Origin of the sequence: Streptomyces griseomycini (genome assembly GCF_014203535.1) — a bacterium.
GTDB classification, from domain to species: domain Bacteria; phylum Actinomycetota; class Actinomycetes; order Streptomycetales; family Streptomycetaceae; genus Streptomyces; species Streptomyces griseomycini.
Genome location: NZ_JACHJI010000006.1, coordinates 129312 through 151980, shown reverse-complemented (window position 1 = coordinate 151980; position 22669 = coordinate 129312). Strand labels below are relative to the sequence as shown.

General features: G+C 74.4%; 22 protein-coding genes. 11 read left to right on the top strand and 11 right to left on the bottom strand.

Features of this window, described 5'->3' with window-relative positions; all coding sequences use genetic code 11:
- Positions 1–147: 147 nt before the first annotated feature.
- The 6 genes from FHS37_RS18325 to crcB all read left to right on the top strand — a co-directional run bounded on the left by FHS37_RS18325 (position 148) and on the right by crcB (position 5645).
- Complete coding sequence (locus FHS37_RS18325) at positions 148–2169, top strand: beta-galactosidase (RefSeq protein ID WP_184822485.1); 2022 nt, start codon at positions 148–150, stop codon at positions 2167–2169.
- Between the two features lie 121 nt (positions 2170–2290).
- Positions 2291–3850, top strand: coding sequence for a glycoside hydrolase family 53 protein (locus tag FHS37_RS18320; protein WP_184822483.1), 1560 nt, complete (start codon positions 2291–2293; stop codon positions 3848–3850).
- A 163-nt stretch (positions 3851–4013) separates the two neighbouring features.
- Positions 4014–4271 (top strand): helix-turn-helix domain-containing protein, encoded by a 258-nt coding sequence (locus FHS37_RS18315; protein ID WP_184822481.1) that lies wholly within the window; start codon positions 4014–4016, stop codon positions 4269–4271.
- Positions 4272–4453: 182 nt separating this feature from the next.
- Complete coding sequence (locus FHS37_RS18310) at positions 4454–4897, top strand: FluC/FEX family fluoride channel (RefSeq protein WP_184822479.1); 444 nt, start codon at positions 4454–4456, stop codon at positions 4895–4897.
- Positions 4894–5274, top strand: a complete 381-nt coding sequence (locus FHS37_RS18305) for a DUF190 domain-containing protein (protein WP_184822477.1) — start codon at positions 4894–4896, stop codon at positions 5272–5274. Before FHS37_RS18310 ends, FHS37_RS18305 begins: the two co-directional genes overlap by 4 nt.
- Complete coding sequence (crcB, locus tag FHS37_RS18300; RefSeq protein WP_184822475.1) at positions 5271–5645, top strand: fluoride efflux transporter CrcB; 375 nt, start codon at positions 5271–5273, stop codon at positions 5643–5645. The genes FHS37_RS18305 and crcB overlap by 4 nt, the downstream gene beginning before the upstream one ends.
- Positions 5646–5904: 259 nt before the next feature.
- Here the strand turns inward: crcB and FHS37_RS18295 are convergent, their stop codons facing one another.
- The 3 genes from FHS37_RS18295 to FHS37_RS18285 form a co-directional block, all read right to left on the bottom strand.
- A complete protein-coding gene (locus FHS37_RS18295) occupies positions 5905–7086 on the bottom strand; it encodes a D-alanyl-D-alanine carboxypeptidase family protein (protein ID WP_184822473.1) in 1182 nt (393 codons plus the stop codon).
- Positions 7087–7174: 88 nt separating this feature from the next.
- Positions 7175–8320 carry a transcription termination factor Rho gene (gene rho / locus FHS37_RS18290; protein ID WP_184822470.1) on the bottom strand — a complete coding sequence of 382 codons (1146 nt, stop codon included), beginning with the start codon at positions 8318–8320 and terminating at the stop codon, positions 7175–7177.
- Between the two features lie 406 nt (positions 8321–8726).
- Positions 8727–9125 (bottom strand): nuclear transport factor 2 family protein, encoded by a 399-nt coding sequence (locus tag FHS37_RS18285; RefSeq protein WP_184822468.1) that lies wholly within the window; start codon positions 9123–9125, stop codon positions 8727–8729.
- 69 nt (positions 9126–9194) lie between these two features.
- On the opposite strand from FHS37_RS18285, the gene FHS37_RS18280 reads away from it, so the two are divergent.
- Together FHS37_RS18280 and FHS37_RS18275 are read left to right on the top strand one after the other, a co-directional pair.
- Complete coding sequence (locus tag FHS37_RS18280; protein WP_184822466.1) at positions 9195–9758, top strand: PadR family transcriptional regulator; 564 nt, start codon at positions 9195–9197, stop codon at positions 9756–9758.
- Between the two features lie 4 nt (positions 9759–9762).
- Entirely contained in the window at positions 9763–10482 is a 720-nt protein-coding gene (locus tag FHS37_RS18275) for a class I SAM-dependent methyltransferase (RefSeq protein ID WP_184822464.1), read from the top strand.
- Between the two features lie 148 nt (positions 10483–10630).
- On the opposite strand, the gene FHS37_RS18270 is transcribed toward FHS37_RS18275, so the two are convergent.
- From FHS37_RS18270 to FHS37_RS18240, 7 genes are all read right to left on the bottom strand, one after another.
- A complete protein-coding gene (locus FHS37_RS18270) occupies positions 10631–11374 on the bottom strand; it encodes a GntR family transcriptional regulator (protein ID WP_184822462.1) in 744 nt (247 codons plus the stop codon).
- Positions 11375–11504: 130 nt separating this feature from the next.
- A complete protein-coding gene (locus FHS37_RS18265) occupies positions 11505–12671 on the bottom strand; it encodes a serine hydrolase domain-containing protein (protein ID WP_184822461.1) in 1167 nt (388 codons plus the stop codon).
- A gap of 126 nt (positions 12672–12797) precedes the next feature.
- Positions 12798–13766 (bottom strand): acetylxylan esterase, encoded by a 969-nt coding sequence (locus tag FHS37_RS18260; RefSeq protein WP_184822458.1) that lies wholly within the window; start codon positions 13764–13766, stop codon positions 12798–12800.
- A gap of 228 nt (positions 13767–13994) precedes the next feature.
- On the bottom strand, positions 13995–14579 hold the full coding sequence (locus FHS37_RS18255) for an Rv1733c family protein (RefSeq protein WP_184822456.1): 585 nt from the start codon (positions 14577–14579) through the stop codon (positions 13995–13997).
- A gap of 103 nt (positions 14580–14682) precedes the next feature.
- Positions 14683–15474, bottom strand: a complete 792-nt coding sequence (locus FHS37_RS18250; RefSeq protein WP_184823229.1) for a ferredoxin reductase — start codon at positions 15472–15474, stop codon at positions 14683–14685.
- Between the two features lie 16 nt (positions 15475–15490).
- Positions 15491–16096: a sulfite oxidase-like oxidoreductase gene (locus FHS37_RS18245; protein WP_184822454.1), complete on the bottom strand. Its 606-nt coding sequence runs from the start codon at positions 16094–16096 to the stop codon at positions 15491–15493.
- A 116-nt stretch (positions 16097–16212) separates the two neighbouring features.
- Positions 16213–16647, bottom strand: a complete 435-nt coding sequence (locus FHS37_RS18240) for a MarR family winged helix-turn-helix transcriptional regulator (RefSeq protein WP_184822452.1) — start codon at positions 16645–16647, stop codon at positions 16213–16215.
- A 304-nt stretch (positions 16648–16951) separates the two neighbouring features.
- On the opposite strand from FHS37_RS18240, the gene FHS37_RS18235 reads away from it, so the two are divergent.
- Positions 16952–17719 (top strand): putative protein N(5)-glutamine methyltransferase, encoded by a 768-nt coding sequence (locus tag FHS37_RS18235; RefSeq protein WP_184822450.1) that lies wholly within the window; start codon positions 16952–16954, stop codon positions 17717–17719.
- Between the two features lie 67 nt (positions 17720–17786).
- Here FHS37_RS18235 and FHS37_RS18230 read toward each other — a convergent pair whose 3' ends face one another.
- The gene (locus tag FHS37_RS18230) at positions 17787–19868 is read right to left on the bottom strand and encodes a SpoIIE family protein phosphatase (protein WP_184822448.1); all 2082 of its coding nucleotides are present in this window, start codon (positions 19866–19868) and stop codon (positions 17787–17789) included.
- 246 nt (positions 19869–20114) lie between these two features.
- Here FHS37_RS18230 and FHS37_RS18225 point away from each other — a divergent pair, with 246 nt between their 5' ends.
- A complete protein-coding gene (locus tag FHS37_RS18225; RefSeq protein ID WP_184822446.1) occupies positions 20115–20483 on the top strand; it encodes a hypothetical protein in 369 nt (122 codons plus the stop codon).
- Positions 20484–20623: 140 nt separating this feature from the next.
- Complete coding sequence (locus FHS37_RS18220) at positions 20624–22639, top strand: FAD-dependent oxidoreductase (RefSeq protein WP_184822445.1); 2016 nt, start codon at positions 20624–20626, stop codon at positions 22637–22639.
- Positions 22640–22669: the final 30 nt, after the last annotated feature.

Here is a 22669-nt window from a genome sequence, read left to right as displayed (position 1 = left end):
GGAGACCTGCCATGCTTCTGTGAGCGTTCACAGTAGAGAAACATCCCGGACACTTGTCAATGGTTGTTGCTGTGCGGTTATGTTGGCTTCGCAGCGCCGCCAAGGTGTGTGTACGTTCACAATTGATCGAGTACATCGGGAGAATCCATGCCGGAGACCACCCCCAGGGGCCTCACCGGGCTCGCCTTCGGTGGGGACTACAACCCCGAGCAGTGGCCGGAAAGCGTCTGGCAGGAGGACGTCCGGCTGATGCGGGAGGCCGGTGTCACCATGGTGAGCGTCGGGATCTTCTCCTGGGCCCTGCTGGAGCCCTCGCCCGGCGCGTACGACTTCGGCTGGCTCGACCGCGTCCTGGACCTGCTGCACGAGAACGGCATCCGCGTCGACCTCGGCACGCCCACCGTGGTGCCGCCGGCCTGGTTCTACCGCGCCCACCCCGACGCGCTGCCCGTCACCGCTCAGGGCGTGCGCCTCGCGTTCGGCTCCCGCGGCGCCATCTGCCACAGCAACACCGACTACCGGGCCGCCGCCGCGGACATCACCACCCGGCTCGCCGAGCGTTACGGCGACCACCCCGCGCTCGCGATGTGGCACGTCCACAACGAGTACGGCGTCCCCGTGTCCGCCTGCTACTGCGACTCCTGCGCCGCCCACTTCCGCCGCTGGCTCGCCGCGGCGTACGGCACGGTCGACGCCGTCAACGAGGCCTGGGGCACCGCCTTCTGGGGCCAGCGCTACGCCTCCTTCGAGGAGATCGACCCGCCGCGCCTGACCCCGACGGTCGGCAACCCCGCCCAGGCGCTGGACTACCGGCGGTTCGCCGACGCCACCATGCGCGAGAACTTCACGGCCGAGCGGGACATCCTGCACCGCCTGTCCCCGGGCGTCCCGGTGACCACCAACTTCATGACCGCCCTCAGCCAGTGCGACTCCGTCGACTACTGGGCCTGGGGCCGCGAGGTCGACCTCGTCACCAACGACCACTACCTGATCACCGACGGCCGCCGCACCCACGTCAACCTCGCGATGGCCGCCGACCTCACCCGCTCCGTCGCCGGCGGCGCCCCCTGGCTGCTGCTCGAACACTCCACCTCGGGCGTCAACTGGCAGCCCCGCAACCCCGCCAAGGCACCCGGCCAGATGGCCCGCAACTCCCTCGCGCACGTGGCCCGCGGCTCCGACGGCGCGATGTTCTTCCAGTGGCGCCAGTCCCGGCGCGGCGCCGAGAAGTTCCACTCCGCGATGCTGCCGCAGGGCGGCACCGGCACCCGCGTCTGGCGCGAGGTGGTGGAGCTCGGCGCGTCCGTCGACGCGTTGGCGTCCCTGCGCGGCACCCGCACCGAGGCCGACGTCGCGGTGCTGTGGGACTGGCACTCCTGGTGGGCGCAGAACCTCGACTGGCGCCCCAGCGAGGACCACGACGCCCGCGAGCGCGCCGACGCCTTCTACGAGGCCCTCTACGACCGTCACCTCACCGTCGACTTCGCCCACCCGGAAGCCGACCTGTCGGAGTACCCCCTGGTCGTCGTGCCCGCCCTGTACCTGATGACGGAGGCCGCCGGGGACAACCTCCGCGCGTACGTGGAGGACGGCGGCACCCTCGTCGTGTCGTACTTCTCCGGCATCGTCGACGAGCACGACGGCGTGCACGAGGGCCCGTACCCGGGCGCCCTGCGCGACGTCCTGGGCCTGACCGTCGAGGAGTTCTCACCGCTGCAGACGGGCGAGCGGGTGCGCCTGACCGGCCCCGACGGCTCCGAACTCGGCGCCGACGTGTGGACGGAGTTCGTGGTGCCGCGCGGCGCCGAGACCGTCTGGGCCTACGCCGACGGCCTCACCGCCGGGCGCCCGGCCGTCACCCGGCACCGCCTCGGCGAGGGCACCGCCTGGTACGTCTCCACCCGCCTGGGCGCCGAGGGCCTGGACGCCCTGCTCGGGCGGGCGATCGAGGACACGCGTCTCACCCCGCGCGCCGATCTGCCCCGCGACGTCGAAGTGGTGCGCCGCACCGGCGAGTCGGGCACCTTCCTGTTCGCGATCAACCACACCGCCGGCGACGCCGAGGTGCCGCTGGACACCACCGGCACCGAGCTGCTGACCGGCGAACGCGCCGCGGGCCGCCTCGCGGTCCCGGCCGGAGCCGTCCGGGTCGTCCGGCTCGACGGCTGAGCCGCGGCTCCCCCCACTCCCCTCCGCCCGTGTGAGCACCGCAGGCCGCGGGCGGAGGGGGCCCTCGCCCTCCGGGCGCCAGGGCATCCCCCTCCCCACGTCGAAGGGACGACGGACGATCATGTTCCATCCCAGACGCACGCTCCGGGCCCTGCTGCCGCCGCTCGTGGCCGGACTCGCCCTCACCGCCCTGCCCGCCCCGGCCGCGACGGCCGCGAGCACACTCACCAACGGGGGCTTCGAGGACGGCGGTTCGGGCGCGGCCACCCCGAACGGCTGGTCCGAGTACGGTGACACCGGCGCCTCGTTCTCCGAGCCCGGCGGCCGCAGCGGCGGTCACCGCCTGTCGCACTGGTCGTCCTCGGCCTACAAGGTCGAGACGTACCAGTACCTGTCCGGGCTCGCCAACGGGAACTACCGGCTCACCGCCTGGGTGCGCTCCGGCGGCGGCCAGAACGCGGCCCACCTCGCCCTGAAGAACTGCGGTGGTGCCGAACAGCGCACCGATCTGCCGGTGTCCGCCGGCGGGTGGATCCGGATCGTCGTACCGGTCAGGGTGACGAACAACCAGTGCACCGTCAGCGTCACCAGCGACGCGAACGCGGGCAACTGGATCAACGTCGACGACCTGACCCTCGCCCCGGGCACCTCGGGCCTGTCCGTCAAGGGCGCCGACATCTCCTCCCTGCCCAAGAGCGAGGCCAGGGGCGGGGTCTACCGGACCGCCTCCGGCACCGCCGGCGACCCGGTCGCGATCCTGAGGTCGGCCGGCATGAACTACGCCCGCCTGAAGGTCTGGGTGAACCCGGCCGACGGCTACAACGACAAGGCGCGCGTCCTGGCCATGGCCAAGCGGGTCAAGGCACGGGGCATGAAGCTGCTGGTCGACTTCCACTACTCGGACTCCTGGGCCGACCCGGGCAAGCAGACCAAGCCCGCCGCCTGGGCCGGACACGGCTACGGGCAGCTGAAGAAGGACGTGTACGACCACACGTACGACGTGCTCAGCGCACTCAAGGCCCAGGGCACCACCGCCGACATGGTCCAGATCGGCAACGAGATCAACGGCGGCATGCTGTGGAACGAGGGCTCCACCGACAACTGGCCGCAGCTCGCCGGCCTGCTCAACTCCGGCTACGACGCGGCCAAGGCGGTCAGCCCCTCCACGGTCGCCGCGCTGCACCTCGCCGAGGGCGGTGACCTCGACGGCACCCGCTGGTGGTTCGACAACGCGGTGTCCCACGGCGTGAGGTTCGACGCCATCGGCCTGTCGTACTACGGCTACTGGCACGGCACGCTGCACGACTTCCAGACCACCCTGGACGACGCGGCCGCCCGCTACCGCAAGCCCGTCTTCGTCGCCGAGACGGCCTACCCGTTCCGGCTGGACAGCGAGGACGCGCACGAGAACATCATCGACCGCGCCGAGGAGCTGGTCCCGGGCTACCCGGCGTCCACGGCCGGGCAGACCCGCTGGATGAACGACGTGGCGAGCATCGTGGAGGCCGTGCCGAACGGCCTCGGCCTCGGCGTCTTCTCCTGGGAGGCGACCTGGACCGCCCGCACCGGCAACGGCTGGGACCCGGCCGACCCGTCCTCCGGCAACGGCTGGGAGAACCAGGCGCTGTTCGGCTACGACGACCGCGCGCTGCCCGCGACGGCGTGGTTCCGCCACCGGTGAGACCGTGAGGTCCGGCCGCGGCCGGACCCGTGTCCCCGGGGCCCGGCCGCACCGTCGCGGTCGGGTCCCGGACAAGCTTCCGGGGCCCGGGACACGGGGGCCCCGGTCGCGGGACAGTGGAGGCGCTCCCGGGGAGAGGAAGCCCGGGGCGGAGGTGGACACGATGCCGAGGACTCCCGCAGACGGGACACGACTGCGCATCCTGGCGTGGCTGAAGGAGCCGGGTACCGCGGAGCGCGGGGCCACGGTGGACGCCGTGGCCACCAGGTTCGCCCTGCCCCACCCGGTCGCCCACACCCACCTCCGCCTGCTCGCGGCCCTCGGCCTGCTGCGCACCGGACGCGGCGCCGGCCGCCTGTACTACCGGCGCGACGAGGTGCGGATCGCCGAGGTGGCGCGGTTGTTCGAGAAGGGCTGGTGACGCCCGGAGTGACCCGTCCGGCCCCGGGCGTTACGCTGGTTCCCGGCCGCGACCCCGCGCTCGCGGCGCGGCGGTGGGGCCCGCCGCACCCGAACCGCGGCACCGGTGCCGCCGACGGTCCCTGCTCGTGAAGGCGCGCGCCCGCCCGTCCGGGCCGCCGAGCGAGGAGGAGACGCACGACCGTGACAGCCCCGCAGACCGACGGCCTTCGCGCCCGCCCCGCCCGGCGGACCCAGGCCCCCGTCGTCGCCGTGGTGGCGCTCGGCGGGGGAGCGGGAGCCGCGGCCCGCTACGCGGCCTCCCTGGGGTGGCCGGCGCCGGCGGGCGGATTCCCCTGGACGATCCTCTGGGTCAACGTCGTCGGCTGCGCCGCGATCGGCGTCCTCATGGTGGTGATCACCGAGGTCCGCGCCGCCCATCCGCTGGTCCGCCCCTTCCTCGGCACCGGCGTCCTCGGCGGTTTCACCACCTTCTCGACGTACGCCGTCGACGTCCGGGACCTGCTCGTCGGCGGTCACGCGGGTGCCGGTCTCGGGTACCTCGCGGCAACGCCGCTCGCGGCGCTCGCCGCCGTGTGGACGGCCGCCTCGGCGGCCCGCCGTGCGCTGAGGGGGAGGCGCCCGTGACGCGACCGACCGGCCGGGCCCTGCGGCTGACCGTCCTCGTCGGCGAGAACGACACCCGGCACCACCGGCCCCTGTACGCGGAGATCGTCCACCGGGCCCACGCGGCGGGGCTCGCGGGCGCCGGCGTGTTCCGCGGGATCGAGGGCTTCGGCACCTCCTCCCTCGTGCACACCTCCCGGCTGCTGTCCCTGAGCGAGGACCTTCCCGTGGCGGTCGTCGTCGACACCGAGGAGCGGGTGCGGGCCTTCCTGCCGGAACTCGACGGGCTCGTCACCGAGGGGCTGGTGACCCTCGACCACTGCGGGGTCGTCCGGTGCCCCGGCCGTGGCGGCGACGGCCCCGGCGCGACGGACCCGAAGGGCGGGCAGCCGCGGTGAACTGGCTGTACGTGGTCCTGGGCGCCATGGTCGGGGCACCCCTGCGCCACCTCACCGACCGTGCGGTGCAGTCCCGGCACGACTCGGTCTTCCCCTGGGGGACCTTCACGGTCAACGTCGCCGGCTGCCTGGTCCTCGGCCTGCTCACCGGCGCGGTGGCCGCCGGTGCCGCGGGTCCCCGCCTCCAGCTGCTGCTCGGCACCGGTCTGTGCGGCGCCCTGACCACCTACTCCACCTTCTCCTACGAGACCCTCCGCCTGGCCGAGGCCGGCGCCCGCCGCTACGCGGCCGTGAACGTCGCGGCGAGCGTGGCGGCCGGCCTGGGCGCGGCGTTCGCGGGCGTGGCGCTGGCCGGGGCGGTGTGGGGGTAGCGCGCGTCGCCCGGGCCCGTCGGCCGGCCTCGCGCACGGCTCCCCGGCCTGCCCGGGGCGGTGCAGGAAGTCCGGCCCGGCGCCCTGGGGGGCGACGCTCAGCCGGTTCCGGCCGTCGCCCGGGACGAGGGACGTCCGTGAACACCGCTGAACCGGCCACGCGCTCCGGCACGGGAACGGTCTCGCGGGCGCAGGACGACGTCGGCCCTCCGAAGGGGGGTGTGGCCGGCACCGCCCTCTCCGCCCGGCGTTCCGCCGCTCAATCCGTCGGCACCGGACCCCACTTGAGCCGCAGGAACAGCGCCACGCCCGCACCGCCGAGCAGGGCGGCACCGACGATCGTCCAGGACACCGGCCGGCCCGGGCCGTCGTCCCTCCGTGCCACCGGAACCGCGGCGGGCTCCACCTGCTGCCCGGGCAGCGGACCGGCCCGCAGGGCGTCCAGCGAGCCCACCGGGTCGACCCGCCCGGCCGCCTCGAACCCCCAGTCCAGCAGCGAGCGCGCCTCCTCGTACACCGCGTGCGGGCCGCCCGAGCGGGGGTTCAGGACGGTCACCACCAGGGTGCGCCCGTCCCGGCGCGCGGCGGCCACGAGGGTGTGACCGGCGTTGCTGGTGTAGCCGTTCTTGACGCCGATCAGCCCCCGGTAGCGTTCGACGCCGTCCGCCCCGGTGAGCAGCCGGTTGGTGTTCCGGATCCCGTACGGGTCGCCGTCACGGCCCGGGAACCAGGCCTCGGCCCGGGCGCAGTACCGCGCGAACTCGGGGTTGCGCAGCCCGGCCCGGCCGAACACCGCCAGGTCGAACGCGGACGACACCTGGCCGGGCGCGTCGTAGCCGTCGGGCGACTTCACCCGGGTGTCGCGGGCGCCCAGGGCGCGGGCCTTGGCCTGCATGCGCTCGGCCGTGGCCCGCCAGCCTCCGCTGAGCGAGGCCAGGACCCGCACGGCGTCGTTGCCGGAGCTGAGGAAGACCCCGTTCCACAGGTCCGACACCCGGTACGTACGGTCCTCGGCGACTCCGACGAGGCTGCTGCCGGCGCCGATGCCCTCCAGTTCCCGCTCGCTGACCTCGTGCCGGATGCCGGCCGGCAGGACCGGCAGCACGGTGAGGGCGAACAGGGTCTTGAGGGTGCTGGCGGGCGGCAGCCTGCGGTGCGCGTCGTGCGCCGCGAGCACCGTGCCGGTGGCGGCGTCGGCCACCAGCCACGACTTGGCGGACAGCTCCGGGACCTCGGGGGCCCCCGCGTGCGGCCGGACGTGCGTGCCGGACCGGTACAGCAGGGAGGCCGGTGGTGTTCCCGCCCGCGGCCCGGTCCCGGGCCGCGGCCCGGGATCCTCCCTCGTGCCGGAGGTCGCCGCGGCGGGTGCGAGCGCCAGCAGGCCCGCCGTGCAGAGGGCGCAGGTGGACGTGGCAGCCCGCGAAGCAAATCCGATAGTCATACCGCAAACGTAGGAAGGGACGCCCGGAACACCGCGCTGCCCCGGCCGGAGACCGTCCGGGAGCACCCGGATGCCGCACGCCGCGGTGTCAGCCGCCGGGCAGGGTGGGCCGGACGTGCCGCAGGAACGTCGCGTTGTCGGGGGTCTCGCGCATCCGCCCCAGCAGTGTCTCCAGGGCGGCCCACCCGTCACGGGACGGGGAGCGCAGAACGCGCCGCAGGCCCCGTACGGCGGCCAACTCGTCGGGTGCGAGCAGCAGTTCCTCGCGGCGGGTGCCGGAGGGGCCGATGTCGACGGCGGGGAACAGCCGGCGGGACGCCGCCTCGCGGCTGAGCCGGAGCTCCATGTTGCCGGTGCTCTTGAGCTCCTCGAAGTAGAACTCGTCGGCGCGGGAGCCGGTCTCCACCAGGGCCGAGGCGAGGATCGTGAGCGAGCCGCCCTCCTCGGTCCGGCGGGCCGCGCCGAAGAACCGCTTCGGCCCGGCCAGCGCGGACGCGTCGACGCCGCCGCTGAGGGTGCGGCCACCGGATGCGGCCGCGTTGTTGTACGCCCGGCACAGCCGGGTCAGCGAGTCGAGCAGCACGACGACGTCCTCGCCCGCCTCGACGAGCCGTTTGGCCCGCTCGACCACCAGCTCGGCGAGGGCGATGTGCTCCCCGGCGGGCCGGTCGAAGGTCGAGGCGTAGACCTCGCCGCGCACCGAGCGCCGCATGTCGGTGACCTCCTCGGGGCGTTCGTCGAGCAGCACCACCATCAGCCGGCACTCGGGGTGGTTGCCGGCGACGGCCGCCGCGAGCTGCTGGAGGAGGACGGTCTTGCCGCTCTTGGGCGGGGCCACGAGCAGCCCGCGCTGCCCCTTGCCGACCGGCGCGAACAGGTCGACGACCCGCCCGGCCGCCCCGGACGCCGGGTGCTCCAGGCGCAGCCGTTCGTGCGGGTGGAGCGGGGTCAGGTCCCGGAAGTGCGGACGGCCGCGCAGTGCGTCGGGCGCGCGGCCGTCGACCCGGGTGATCTCGGCCGGTCCGCGCCGGTCGCCGAGGACGCCTTCGACGCGGTCGCCCTTGCGCAGGCCGTACCGGCGCAGCAGCGCGGGGGAGACGGGAGGGTCGGCGGGGGAGGGCAGGCAGTTCTCGGCACGCAGGTGCCCCTTCCCGGCCGCGTCGATGTCGAGGACGCCGGTGACGAGCCGGGGCCGCTGTTGGACGGGAGGGTGGTCGAGTGCGGTGGTGGTCATGAGGGCCGGTCCTTTCGTGGACGACGGGCGGGAGCGTGCGGTGGGAAGGTGGGAACCGCGCGGGGAGGGCGGACGCGCGCCTCCGGGCGGTGGGAACAGCACCTCGGTCGCGGCGGGAGAGGCCCTGCCGACGAGGTGGTGGGGAAAGCCGGTGTGCCGGTCGGAACGACGGGCGGGTCGGCGAACCGAAGGGGAACCCGGGAAGAATCGGCACCGGCGCCCGAACAGGGCGTGCCACGGGTGCTGCTCGCAGCGTACCACCCGGTGCGGTGGTGTGGGCCGGGAAAAGGAAGAAGGGCCCGCCGGTGACGACCGGCGGGCCCGGATTCCGGGGTGTGCGGAGTGCCGAGGGGCGATGTGCGGGCACCGGCACGCCGGGCGTGCGTGAGCCCTCGCCCGTGCCCGTTCAGGCCGGGTGCTCCTGCGCCTCCCGCGCGATCCGCTCGAACCGCGCCCCCATGGCCGCCGCCAGTGCCTGTGCGCCCGACAACGGGCGCACCATCACCGTGAGTCGGTCGATGAGACCGTCGTCGCCGACGTGGATGAAGTCGCACCCCTCGATCTCGCGGTCGCCCACGCGCGCGGTGAAGACCAGGGCGTGGTCGCGGCCGCTCGCGTCGGCGAGCTCGCGCACGTAGCGGAAGTCCTCGAAGACGTCCGCGACCGCCCGCAGGATCGCCGCGGTGACCGGCTTGCCGGTGTACGGCTTGAACACGACGGGGCTGGTGAAGACGACGTCCTGCGCCAGCAGCGCCGCGGCGGCGTCGAGGTCACCGGCCTCGACCGCCTTCCGGAATGCCTGCATCGCAACCCCCATAGTCAATTAGTTGAATAGGTGCGTATGAGAGTAGTCATCCGCTGTTAACGTGTCCACATGTCCCTCAAGTACGCCGTCCTGGCCGCCCTCCTGGAGGGCGAGGCCTCGGGTTACGAGCTGTCCAAGGTCTTCGACGTCTCGTTCGCCAACTTCTGGGCCTCCACCCCGCAGCAGCTCTACCGGGAACTGGAGCGACTGACCCGGGACGGACTCGTCGAGGCCCGGGTGGTCCGGCAGGAACGGCGTCCGGACAAAAGGATGTTCACCCTCACCGCGGCCGGCCGCGAGGACCTGCGCGGCTTCGCCGCCGCGCCGCCCCGGCGGCCCACCACCGTCCGCGACGAACTGCTGATCAAGATCCAGGCCATGGACGACGCGGACCCCGGGGCGACCTGTGCGCTGGTCGAGGAGAGGATGGCGTGGGCGCGCGGCAAGCTCGCCCGCTACGCGCGGGTGCGCGAACGACTGCTGGACGGCCGCCCGGAGGAGCGTTACCTGCGGGAGGCGGACCGGATCGGACCGTACCTCACGCTGATGGCGGGGATCGCCTTCGAGGAGGAGAACCTGCGCTGGTGCGAGCGCGTCCTGGCGGTCCTGCGGCAGCGGGTTCCCCAGGGGTGATCCGGTGTTCGGTCCCGAAGGCCCCGGCCTGCGCGAACTCGCCGTCCAGGCGCTGTCGTCGGTGGAACACGGCTACGACCTCCTCGCGCCGAAGTTCGACCGCACCCCCTTCCGCACGTCCGACTCGGTGCTCGACGCCACGGCCTCGGCGCTGCGGCGCATGGGGCCCTTCGGCGCCGGGCTCGACCTGTGCTGCGGCACCGGCGCGGGCATCGGCGTGCTGAGGCGGGTCTGCCGGGGAAGCGTCACCGGTGTGGACTTCAGCGCCGGCATGCTGGCCGTCGCGCGGGAGCGTGCCGGGCGGGCCGGGCAGCCGGTCGCGTGGGTGCGGGCGGACGCGCGGGCGCTGCCGTTCCGGCCCGCCTTCGACCTGGTGGTGAGCTTCGGGGCGTTCGGGCACTTCCTGCCGCGTGAGCTGCCGGGACTGTTCGCGCAGGTGCACTCGGTGCTGCGGCCGGGGGGCCGTTTCGTCTTCCCCGTGGTCGCACCGCCCCGGCCGGGCTCGGTCGCGTACGGCGCGCTGCTGGGCTTCGACGCGGTGATGCGGCTGCGCAACGCGGTCAAGCGTCCGCCGTTCGTCATGTACTACCGGGCGTTCCGCTTCGGGGACGTCCGGCGCGAACTGGCCCGGGCGGGCTTCGGGGTGGAGTTCCACGCCCTGCCCGAGTTCGGACGGCGGCGGGACGGCAGTCCGCGCGTGCGCCTGATCGTCGCGCGGCGCTGACCGCCCGCCGACCGGTCACTTCCCGACCCCGGCCGGCACCGGACCGCCGTGGTGCTCCGGAACCCCTCCCGCGACCGGCCGTCGGCCGCCGGACCCGTGCGGTGCGGGCGTGACGGGGCCGTGGGCCGCCCGGCGGTCCCCGGTCCGGTCAGACCGCGGCCGGTACGGTGAACTCGTAGACCAACGCGTCCTGTTGGGCGTCCACGAGCAGCTCGGTGATCTCCAGCGGCCGGGCGTACTGGTCGTGCACCCGCCGGGTGACCCGCACCGACGGGGTCCCCGCGATCCGCGTGATGGTGTCGCGGTGGTGCAGGGTCAGGCCCGCCCGGCGCATCCAGTCGTAGGCCCGCCGCAGCTCCGCGGCGGCGGTGCCGTCGGCGCGCTCGCGGTAGCGGGCCAGTTCCTCGACCTCCGCGAGGGCCACGGCGGAGAACGAGGTCACGGCCGTCCGCAGTTCCCGCCCGTCGGCCGACGCGGACCAGTAACGGTGCACCAGCGTCGGCCGGGCCGGGGCCACGCCCAGGGCCTCGGCGTGGCCGGGCGGCGGGGTCTCCCAGGCGACGGTGGCCCGGGCCACCGCGCCCCGGGTGGCGCACCGGGCACCGACCGGGAAGCCGAGGGAGGCCGGCGTCTCCCTCGGCAGGCCGGGCAGGGTGGCGTGGCTGCCCCGCCGGTCGGTGGCGACCAGCCCGTCGCGGCGCAGCAGTTGGAGCGCCTGTCGCACGGTCTCCCGGCTGACTCCGAAGTGTTCGGCCAACTGCCGTTCGCCGGGGAGCCGTTCGCCGGGCGGAATGGTTCCGTCGCGCAGTTCGTCGAGCAACTCCGTCGCGATCCGCCGGTAGAGGGGCGTTCCTCCGCCGAGCGGATGGTCGTGCGGGGTGGTGCGGGCCATGCCGCGCCTCCTGGTGATGACGTTCCGTAGCCGTGCGGGCTCGTTGCGCCACCACATCTACCATTGGTCTAAACCAGCAGGGAAGGGCGGGGCGGCAGTTCGGCCGGAACGCGTCCCGGCGCCCCTCCCGTCACAGTGCGCCGTACAGGGCGTCGATCAGCGCCATCTTCCGCGGGTCGTCGGCGATATGAGGCCCCATCCGGTTCATCGTGTAGCCCAGCGAGACACCCGCCTCCGGGTCGGACAGCCCGCAGGAGCCGCCGAACCCGTCGTGTCCGAAAGCCCGCGGGTTCGGTCCGTACGAGCCGTTCGGCCCGCTGAGCCACAGGCCGAGCCCGACCTCGGTCTCGTGCCGGAACCCGGCGCCGAGCACCAGGTCCCGGCAGCTGCCCTGCCCCTCACGCACCCGCTCGGCCGCCTGCGGTGAGAGGAGGCGGCGGCCGCCGTACGCACCGCGCCCCGCGAAGACCGCGTACAGCGCGGCGACGGCCCGCGCGGTGCCGTGGCCGTTCGCGGCCGGTATCTCGGCGGCCCGCCACTCGGGCGTGTTCGCGCCCGCCGCGCCCACCACCGGATTGGTCAGCGCCGCGACGGCCGCCGGATCCAGCCGGCTGAACAGCTCCGCCTGTCCGGCGCCCTGCCGGACCGGGGGCGGCACCAGCTCGGCCACCCGGCCGGCGTCCTCGGCCGGCAGGCCGATGGTGAAGTCGATCCCCAGCGGCCCGGTCACCTCCCGCGCCAGGAAGGCCCCGGGCAGCAGCCCCGACACCCGCCGCACCACCTCGCCGACCAGATGGCCGTAGGTCAGCGCGTGGTACCCGGACCGCGTCCCCGGCTCCCACCAGGGCTCCGTCGCCGCGAGCCGCCGCACGGTCAGCTCCCAGTCGCAGAGCTGTGCCAGCGAGTGCGGCTCGCGCAGCCCGGCCAGTCCGGCGCGGTGCGACAGCAGATGGCGGACCAGGACCTTCTCCTTGCCCGCCGCGGCGAACTCCGGCCAGTACGCGGCCACCGGCGCGTCGAGGTCGAGCAGGCCGCGGTCGGCGAGCACGTGCGCGCACAGGGCCACCGGGCCCTTGGTCGTCGACCACACGTTGACCAGGGTGTCCCGCTCCCAGGGCCGGGTGCGGGCCGGGTCGGCCCAGCCGCCCCACAGGTCCACCACGGTCTCGCCGGCCACGGTGACGGCCACCGCCGCGCCCAGCTCCTCCCGCTCCCGGAAGTTCTCCTCGAACGCCGCCCGCACCGCCGCGAAGCGCGGCTCGCAGTGACCGTGGACTCGTACCTCGTGCTCGGACATGGGCCCTCCGTCGGACGTCGGAAAGCCCGGACCGCGACGGCGCGCCCCGGGCAGCAGGAACGTACCGACTGGTCGGACCGGACGGAAGACCGCCGGCGCGGCGCGGGCCGCCGTCCCGGACGCGCCTCAGGCGTACGAGCGCATCCAGCGCAGCTTGGCCGCCTCCTGGAAGGGGCCGCCGCCCTCGTGGTCGTTGAAGTCGTACACCTCGATCGCCTTGTCCTCGTGCGCCCAGGCGTTGAAGGCCGCGAAGACGGTCGAGGGCGGGCAGGTCTGGTCCTCCAGGGCCGCCGAGAACAGGGCGGGAGCCCGGCCGCGGGCGGCGAAGTGCACGCCGTCGAAGTAGGACAGGGTGCGCAGGGCGTCCTCGAAGCGGCCGCGGTGCGTCTTGAGGTAGAGGCCGATCTCCCGGTACGGGTGCCGGTCGGTGAGCGTCGTCGCGCGCGGGAAGTCGCACAGGAACGGCACGTCCGGCGCGACGCCCGCCAGGTCCGGGACCAGGCCGCCCACCGCGAGCGTGATGCCGCCGCCCTGGCTGGCGCCCACGGCCACCGTGCGCCGCTCGTCGGTCAGCGGGTGCGACCGGGCCGCCTCCACCGCGCGCACGGCGTCGGTGAACACCCGGCGGTAGTAGTAGTCCTCGGGCGCGTCGATGCCGCGCGTCATGAACCCGGGGTACGCCGGCGCCCCGCCCACCGGGTCCGCGGTGCCGCCGCCGGCGCCCCAGGCGCTGCCCTGGCCGCGGGTGTCCATCACGAAGTGGGCCCGGCCCGTGGACGCCCACAGCAGGTGCTCGTGGGGCAGCCCGCGACCGCCGCCGTAGCCGATGAACTCCACCACCAGCGGCAGCGGGGCGTCGGCGCCGGCGGGCAGCGTCAGCCAGCCCTTGACGGGGTGGCCGCCGAACCCCGCGAACGTCACGTCGAACACCTGCACCGTGGACAGCCCCGTGTCGACCGGCTCGAAACGGGCGTCGAGATCGTGGTCGCGCGCCTCCTCGAGCGTCTTGGACCAGAACGCGTCGAAGTCCTCGGGCGCGGTGGACCCGCTGCGGTACTCGCGCAGTTCGTCGAGGGGGAGGTCGAACAGGGCCATAGGGGACCGCCTTTGCGAAGAGACAGGGCGCAGCGGTGACACCGTACGTGGATCACGGGAGGGACTGCCAGGGGCTCCGCGGTACTTCCTGCGCCCGATACCGGTGGAGAGACCCGCAGGTGAAAGGCATAGTAAGCGATTTCTCCCGATCGGTGCCGGATCAGTGCCCGATCGACACCGGCCAGTACCCGGCGGCGGCCCGGGAGACGTCCGGTGCGGCGGCCGTCCTCAGGCCCCGCGGTGGGTCCACTCCGGTTCCGTACGGGCCCACGCCCGCTCCCACTCCGCCAGCCGGCGGCGCAGCGCCACCTCGCGCACCGCCCGGTGCACCAGGAGCACGCCGGCCGCCGAGACCCCCGCGGCGCAGGTGCCCACGCCGATGCTGTGCTGCCACACCGAGGCGCCGTCGACCGGGGGCGGCACGCTGCGGCCCCGGGAGTCGAACCACACGTGCACCGCGTCCCCGCGGCGCGCGTCCGCGGGGACGCGCGCGACGGCGGTGCGCCGCCCCTCGCCCGGCTCCGTCCAGCGCACGGTCGCGCGGGGCACGCGCTGCTCGCCCGCCCGGGCGGAGGGTCCTGCCCCGGCGGGCCGCCCCACGACCTGCGCGCGCACGCGGTGACGATCGGCGCGCTGCTCCGCCGCGGTCGCCCGGGCCTCGCCGTGGGCCCACCAGGCGGCGGCCGCCCCCACCAGCGGAGCCCCCGCGCACACCAGCACGGCGACGGCCAGCGCCGTCCACGCCTCGACCACGTCCGACCGGCGCCGCAGCGGACTGCCCTGCCGTCGTCGGTCGCGCAGCCGCGTTCGCATGTCGACCTCCTCACCGTCACCGCGACCGATCCCCGGGCAGGGGTGCCCGGACGCGCCGGGGCGAAACGGCGGGGCGGAGTCGGCCGGAACCGGCGCGGGGAGGTCAGCCGAAGCGCTCGATGCGGATCCGGTCCACGGGCTGCCCGGCCGCCACCAGCAGCCTGGAGGCGTGCTCGGCGAAGGCGTTGGAGCCGCACACATAGGCCTCCCACCCACCGGGAGGTCGCTCGGCCAGGAGCGGCGCCACATGTGCGGCCGCCATACGGCCCACGGGCACCCCCTCCGGCGCGCTCCGCGTGAACACCGGTGTGGTCTCCGCGCCGAACTCCCGCGCGTAGATCAACTCCTCGGGGCTGCGCGCCGACACCAGCAGCCGCAGCGGCACGGTCAGGCCCCGGGCCCGGTGGTACCGGACCATCGACATCAGCGGAACCACGCCGGAGCCGGCACCCACCAGCAGCGCGGGCCGGTCGCCCGGCCAGGCGAAGAAGCCGCTGAGCGGGCCGCGCACCTCCACCCGGTCGCCGGGCCGGGCCACCGTGTGGAACCAGCCCGAGACCTCGCCGTCCGCGACGTGGTCCAGCGTCAGCTCGAGGTGACCGGAGCCGTCCGGCGCGGACGCGATCGAATAGTGGCGCTGGGCGGTGTAACCGTCCTCGGCGGTCAGCCGCAGCAGCAGGTGCTGGCCGGGCAGGTGGCCCGGCCAGCCGGGCACGGCGAACCGGAAGGTCGCCACGCGCGGCGTCTCGCGGCGGATCGCGGTCAGGGTGGCCGTGCGCCACACCGAGGCGGTCCGCTCGTCCACGCCGATGCGCCCGGGCACGGCGAACCGCGTCGCCGGAGCGAAGCGCTCCGGCGCGTTCTCCACCACGGTGCGTGTCGCGGTCCCCGTCATGTTCTCGGCCGACGTCTCAGTCACCGGAGTACCGCTGCTCCTCCCAGGGGTTGCCGCGCGCGTGGTAGCCGTTGCCCTCCCAGAAGCCCGGCTCGTCGTGGTCCAGGAGCCGCAGGCCCGCGATCCACTTGGCGCTCTTCCAGAAGTACAGGTGCGGCACCAGCAGCCGCGCCGGGCCGCCGTGCTCGGGCGGGAGCGGCCGGCCGTCGTACTCCCAGGCGATCCAGGCCCGGCCGCCGGTCACGTCGGCGAGCGGGAGGTCGGTGGTGTAGCCGGTGTGCGCGTAGGCGACGACGTGGGTGGCGGAGGCGTGGGGCCGGACGGCGTCCAGGAAGGCGTCCAGGCTGACGCCGCCGAACCGCACCCCGAACTTCGACCAGCCCGTCACGCAGTGGATCGCTCCCTCGTACGCCGAGGCCGGCAGCGCGTGCGCCTGCTCCCAGTCCCAGGTGCGGGGCTCCGCCACCAGCCCGTCGATCCGGAAGGTCCAGTCGGCGGGCGCGAGGTCGGGCGTGACCTCCGCGGACAGGACGGGCCATTCGTCGCCCGCGTCGTACTGGCCGGGCGGCAGGCCGGGGTTGTCCACACGGGGGCGGCCGGTGAAGCCGCGGGTGATGTTCACGTGATCGGTGGTTTCCGTTGCGGGGGTGCTCAAGTGGTTCCGGTGGTCACAAGTGGTTCCGGTATTCAACCGTACGGTGTGCGGGCGGCCGCCCGCACACCCGCCGGCCCCCGGGCTCAGTGCTCCCCGGGTGCGGACCACGCGTTGTAGCGCTCCAGGTAGCCGGCGAACCGCCGCAGGTCCTCCTCCGGCCAGTGGGCCAGCCGCTGCGCGAAGGCCGCGCGACGGCTCTCGGTCACCCGCGCCAGGATGCGCCGGCCGGCCGGCGTCAGCCGCACCACCTGGACACGGTGGTCCTCGGGATCGGCCCGCCGCTCGACGAGGCCGGCCCGCTCCAGGGCGGCCACCTGACGGCTCACGGTGGACTTGTCCAGCGCGTAGTGGGCGGCCAGGTCCGTGGCCCGGCAGCCGCCGCTCGTCTCCAGGTGCCCGAGCAGCGCGTACGACACCAGCGACAGCTCGGGGTGCATGCGCCCGGCCGACGCGCGGGCACGGCGGGCGAAGACCGTCATCTCGCGCTGGATGACCTCCACGGCCTCGGCTGCGTCCACCCGGACACCTCCTTCCGGGACCCGGGGTTCTCCATGCACCGTACAACCGCGGAGATCGTCGGGTAGTGTGACCGTCCGGCTGCGGAGAGACCCGGCCGGGAAGCCGAGGGGGTGAGACCCATCACCGCTGTGTCAGGTCGGGTGCTCTCCTCTCGAAGCGACGCGGATCACCGGTAGCAGGTGACCGCGAGAGCGCCCTTCGGCTCCCGAAAGGCCCAGGCTCTTGCCGCACACGCCGTCCTCCTCGTCCGCTCCCCCCTCCCCGTCCGTCCCGCGGTCCTCGCCCGCGTCCCGGGACGCCGTCGTGGCCGCGCTGCGCGCCGCGGGCTGCGTCTTCGCCGAGGACGAGGCCGAGCTGATCCTCTCCGCCGCGCCCACCCCGGACGCCGTCGCCCCGATGGTCGAGCGCCGGGCGGCCGGACTGCCCCTCGAACTCGTCGTCGGCTGGGCCGAGTTCCGGGGCCGGCGCATCACCGTGGAACCCGGTGTCTTCGTCCCCCGCCGCCGCACCGAGTTCCTCGTCGAGCAGGCCCTCGCACGGGCGCCCGGCGCGGCCGTCGTCGTGGACCTGTGCTGCGGCTCCGGCGCCGTCGGCGCTGCCCTGGCGGCCGGACTCGGCGAGGTCGAGCTGCACGCCGCGGACATCGACCCGGCCGCCGTGCGCTGTGCCCGCCGCAACGTCGCGGACCTCGGCGGGCAGGTCCACGCGGGTGACCTGTTCGAGGCGCTCCCCGGTGGACTGCGGGGCCGGATCGACGTCCTGGCGGCCAACGTGCCGTACGTGCCCACGGACGAGATCGGCCTGCTGCCCCCGGAGGCCCGCGACCACGAGCCGCGCGTCGCGCTCGACGGCGGCGTGGACGGCCTCGACGTGCTGCGCCGGGTGGCCGCCGGGGCACCCGGCTGGCTCGCGCCCGGCGGCTGCCTCCTGGTCGAGACGAGCCGCCGTCAGGCGCCCGCCGCCGTCGCCGCCTTCACCGGCGCGGGACTGCGGACCCGCCTCGCCGTCTCCGAGGAGCGGTACGCCCACGTCGTGATCGGCGTCATGCCCCGGGGCACCGTCGGGCCCTAGGACCCGACGCGGTACCGGCCGCCCCGCCCCTCACGGGAACGGGGCGGCCGGCGTCGCGGGCGTGCGCTCAGGCGGGTGGCGTGGCGCGGGCGATGAGCAGGGCCACGTCGTCGAAGTTGTCGGGTTCGTGCAGGGTGCGCAGGAGCAGGTCGCAGACCTCCTCCAGGGAGCGGTCGGGGGGACCGTCCAGCAGGGTGAGCAGCCGGTCGAGGCGTTCGTCCAGCGGGTGGCGCCGCGTCTCGACGAGACCGTCCGTGTAGAACACCAGCCGGTCGCCCGGCTCCAGCTCGACGGTGGTCGTGGAGAACCCGACCCCGCCCACCCCCAGCGGCACCCCGGTGGGCAGGTCGAGCAGTTCCGGGGCGTGGCCGACCCGGATCCGGACCGGCGGCAGGTGCCCGGCGTTGGCGAGGGTGCACTGCCGCGCGCGGGGATCGTGGACGGCGTAGACACAGGTGGCGATGGCCTGGTCCAGGCCGCCGGTGATCCTGTCCAGGTGCTCCAGGAGCACGGCCGGATCGAGGTCGAGGGAGGCCAGGGTCGTGGTCGCCGTGCGCAGCCGGCCCATGGCGGCCGCCGCGGGGATGCCGCTGCCCATGACGTCCCCGACGACGAGGGCGGTCTTGCCGCCCTCCAGCGGGATCACGTCGAACCAGTCGCCGCCCACCTCGCTGGTGGCGCCCGCCGGCTGGTAGCGGGAGGCGACCTCCAGTCCCCCCGTCACGCGCGGATGGCTGGGCAGCAGACTGCGCTGCAGGGTCAGGGCGGTGCCGCGGGCGTTCTGGTACCAGCGGGCGTTGTCGATCTGCACGGCCGCGCGGGAGGCGAGCTCCCGCGCGAGCAGCAGGTCGTCCTCGTCGAACGGCACGGGATTGCGCGTGCGCGTGAGGTCGAGGGCGCCCAGCACCTCGCCGCGCGCGATCAGCGGCACGGCCAGGTACGAGTGGACACCCGACCGGGCCAGCAACTCGGCCGTCTGGGGGGAGCGGGCGATCCGCGCCAGGTCCTCGTCCTTCACCTGCGGCACCATCACGGGCTGCCCCGTGCGCACGCACTCGGTGACCAGCCGGTCCGGCGCGTACCGGGTCACCTGGCCCGGGGGGTCGGCCGCCCGCAGCACCTCCTCCGCGTCCACCCCGCGCACCGCCAGCGCCCGGATCAGCGCCGACTCGGCCGGGCCGAGGGTGCTGCGGCGGCCCCGCACCACCGCGTCCAGCAGATCCACCGCCGCCACGTCGGCCAGCTCCGGCACGGCCACGTCGGCGAGCTCGCCGGCCGTGTGCTCCAGGTCCAGCGTGGTGCCGATCCGGGCGGAGGCGTCGGCGATCAGGGCCAGCCGGCGCCGGGCGGTCTCGGCCTCGATGCCCGCCCGGTGCTGCTCGGTGATGTCCACCATCGACAGGGCCACGCCCAGCGCCGTGCCGAGCGCGTCCTCCAGCCGGTACAGCGAGACCGACCAGGCGTGGTCCTCGTCCGGATCGGCCGGGGTGCGGCCGACCGTCTTCCGGTCCACCACCGGCAGCCCGGTCTCCAGCACCTCGCGCGCGGTGGCCTCGAAGGGCCCGGTGTCCAGCATCGGCAGCACCTCGCGCATCGTGCGGCCCAGGTGTTCCTCGGCCGGAACGCCGTTGATCTGCTCCAGCGCCGGGTTGACCGAGACGTACCGCAGCCCGGTGTCCAGCACGGCCAGTCCGATGGGGGACTGGGCGACGATCCGCGAGGACAGCGCCACGTCCCTCTCCAGCCGGCGCACGGTCGACTGGTCCACCGCGAGACCGAGGGCGTAGACCTGCCCCCGGTCGTCCAGCAGCCGCATGTTGCGGAACTCCACGAGCCGCGTGGTGCCGTCCTTGCACCGGATCGGGAAGGCCCCGGCCCAGCTCTGCCCGGTGCGCATGACGTCGGCGAACAGTTTCACCACGAGGTCCAGGTGTTCCTCGTGCACCATGATCCGGGCGGCGTACTGGCCCAGCGCCTCCTGCGCGCCGTACCCGAACAGCTCCTCGGCCTGAGGGCTCCAGAGGGTGATCCGTCCCTCGGTGTCCAGGACCACCGATGCCACGCGCAGTACGTCGAGCAGCCCGCTGGGACGCACCGGTCCGCGCGCCGGCCCGTCGCCGTCGCCCGGGGGTGACCCCGCTGCACTCATCCCAGGCCCCGCCTTCACCGATCCTCACGGCACGCCGTCACCGTGCCGACTCCCCTTGTTCTACCGCGCGCGGGGACGATTTTCCGCCGCTCCTGCCGTCTGTTTCCACCATCCCGCACCAATGCGCCGGGCGCGCCGTGACGTCGGCGCCGGGGAGACGGTCCACGGGTAGTGCTCCTCCGCGGGTGGTGCTTTCCTGGGGGAGGGGCGGGGCACGGCGGCGTGGCCACGAGAGGAGCGATCACGATGGGCAGTGAGCGACCGCACCCGGAATCCGTCTCGGTCGAGATCAGCGGATGCAGCAAGCACGACGCTCGGATCGTGTTCGACGCGCTGTGCGCGTGCTTCACGTCCGACCGGTGCTCCGACGACGTGCCGGAGGAGTTCCACGAGACCCGTCCCACCGTGTGGCTCGGCACGTTCGACGTCGCCGACGCGCACGAGGGCGCCCACCCGGCCCGGCTGTCCGCGTCGGTCGACGCCGACGTGCACGGCGGCTACTGGGCGATCGACCGGTTCCGCACCACCCTGGACTCCCTGTTCACGGTGCACGACCTGAGCAAGGTCCCCGGCGACCAGGAGGAGGAACTGCACGTGCGCCTCGAGAGCCGCTGACGCGCCCCGGGCCCCGGACCTCCGCAGACGCGGGTGCCACCGGACCGCTGTGCCCTCCGTCACGCCTTATGCAACTAGTTGCACAAGGTGGTGGGCGTCCTCTACAACAGAGGCACGACACCGCGCGCACGGAGGGCCCGATGAGCCGTTACCCCCACCTGCTGACCCCTCTCGACCTGGGCTTCACCACGCTGCCCAACCGGGTCCTCATGGGCTCCATGCACGTCGGCCTGGAGGAGGCCGAGGGCGGCTTCTCGCGCATGGCCGAGTTCTACGCCGCCCGCGCCCGCGGCGGGGTGGGCCTCATCGTCACCGGCGGCATCGCCCCCAACGACGAGGGACGGCCCTACGAGGGCGGCGCCAAGCTCACCACCGAGGCCGAGGCCGAGCAGCACCGGACCGTCACCGACGCCGTGCACCGCGAGGGCGGGCGCATCGCGATGCAGATCCTGCACTTCGGCCGGTACGCCTACCACCGGGACCTGGTCGCCCCCAGCCCCCTGCAGGCGCCGATCAGCCCCTTCCCGCCCCGGGAGCTCACCGACGCCGAGGTCGAGCGCACCATCGACGACTACGCCCGCGCCGCCCGCCTGGCCCGGCGGGCCGGCTACGACGGCGTCGAGATCATGGGCTCCGAGGGCTACCTGATCAACGAGTTCATCGCCGCGCAGACCAACCACCGCACCGACCGCTGGGGCGGCTCCTACGAGAACCGGATGCGCTTTCCCGTCGAGATCGTCCGCCGGGTGCGCGAGGCGGTCGGCGAGGACTTCATCCTCGTCTACCGGCTCTCCATGCTGGACCTGGTGCCCGGCGGCTCCACCCTGGACGAGGTGATCACGCTCGCCAAGGCCGTCGAGGCCGCCGGGGCGACCATCATCAACACCGGCATCGGCTGGCACGAGGCCCGCATCCCCACCATCGCCACCTCGGTCCCGCGCGGCGCCTACACCTGGGTGACCAAGCGCCTCATGGGCGAGGTGTCGGTCCCGCTGGTCACCACCAACCGGATCAACACCCCCGAACTCGCCGAGCGGCTGCTCGCCGAGGGATCGGCGGACATGGTGTCGATGGCCCGCCCGATGCTCGCCGACCCCGACTTCGTCGCCAAGGCCGCGGACGGCCGCCCGGAGGCGATCAACACCTGCATCGGCTGCAACCAGGCCTGCCTCGACCACACCTTCAGCGGGCAGATCACCTCCTGCCTGGTCAACCCGCGCGCCTGCCACGAGACCGAACTCGTGCTGTCCCCGACCCGCCGCCGCAAGCGGATCGCGGTCGTCGGAGCCGGCCCGGCCGGCCTCGCCTGCGCGGTGAGCGCCGCCGAACGCGGCCACGACGTCACCCTGTTCGACGCCGCGAGCGAGATCGGCGGCCAGCTCAACGTGGCCCGCAAGGTCCCCGGCAAGCAGGAGTTCGACGAGACCCTGCGCTACTTCCGCACCCGGCTCGCCGAACTGGCCGTCGACGTACGCCTGGACACGCACGTCACCGCCGACGACGTGACCGGCCACGACGAGGTCGTCGTCGCCACCGGCGTCACCCCCCGCGTCCCCGACATCCCCGGCGTCGACCACCCGAGCGTCCTCGGCTACCTCGACGTGCTGCGGGACGGCGCCCCCGTCGGCGACCGGGTCGCGGTCCTCGGCGCCGGCGGCATCGGCTTCGACGTCGCCGAGTTCCTCACCGACGGCGGCGACAAGGCGCACGAGGACCCCGAGACGTACTTCCGCCGGTGGGGCGTCGACCTCGACTACCGCGCCCCCGGGGGCCTCGCCGCCCCCGAGCGCCCCGCCCCGCCGCGCACCGTCCACCTGCTGCAGCGCAAGACGTCCAAGGTCGGCGCCGGCCTCGGCAGGACCACCGGCTGGATCCACCGCACCGAGCTCAAGCACCGCGGCGTCACCATGGTCCCGGGCGTGCGCTACGACCGGATCGACGACGCCGGGCTGCACCTCACCGTCGACGGCGAGAGCACCGTCCTGGAGGTCGACACGGTCGTGCTGTGCACCGGCCAGGAGCCGCGCCGCGACCTCTACGAGGAACTGGTCGCCGCCGGACGGACCGTCCACCTGATCGGTGGTGCCGACGTGGCCGCCGAACTGGACGCCAAGCGCGCCGTCAAGCAGGGCACGGAGCTGGCGGCGGCGCTGTAGGGGAGCCGCGGGGCCGTCCCTAGGATGAGC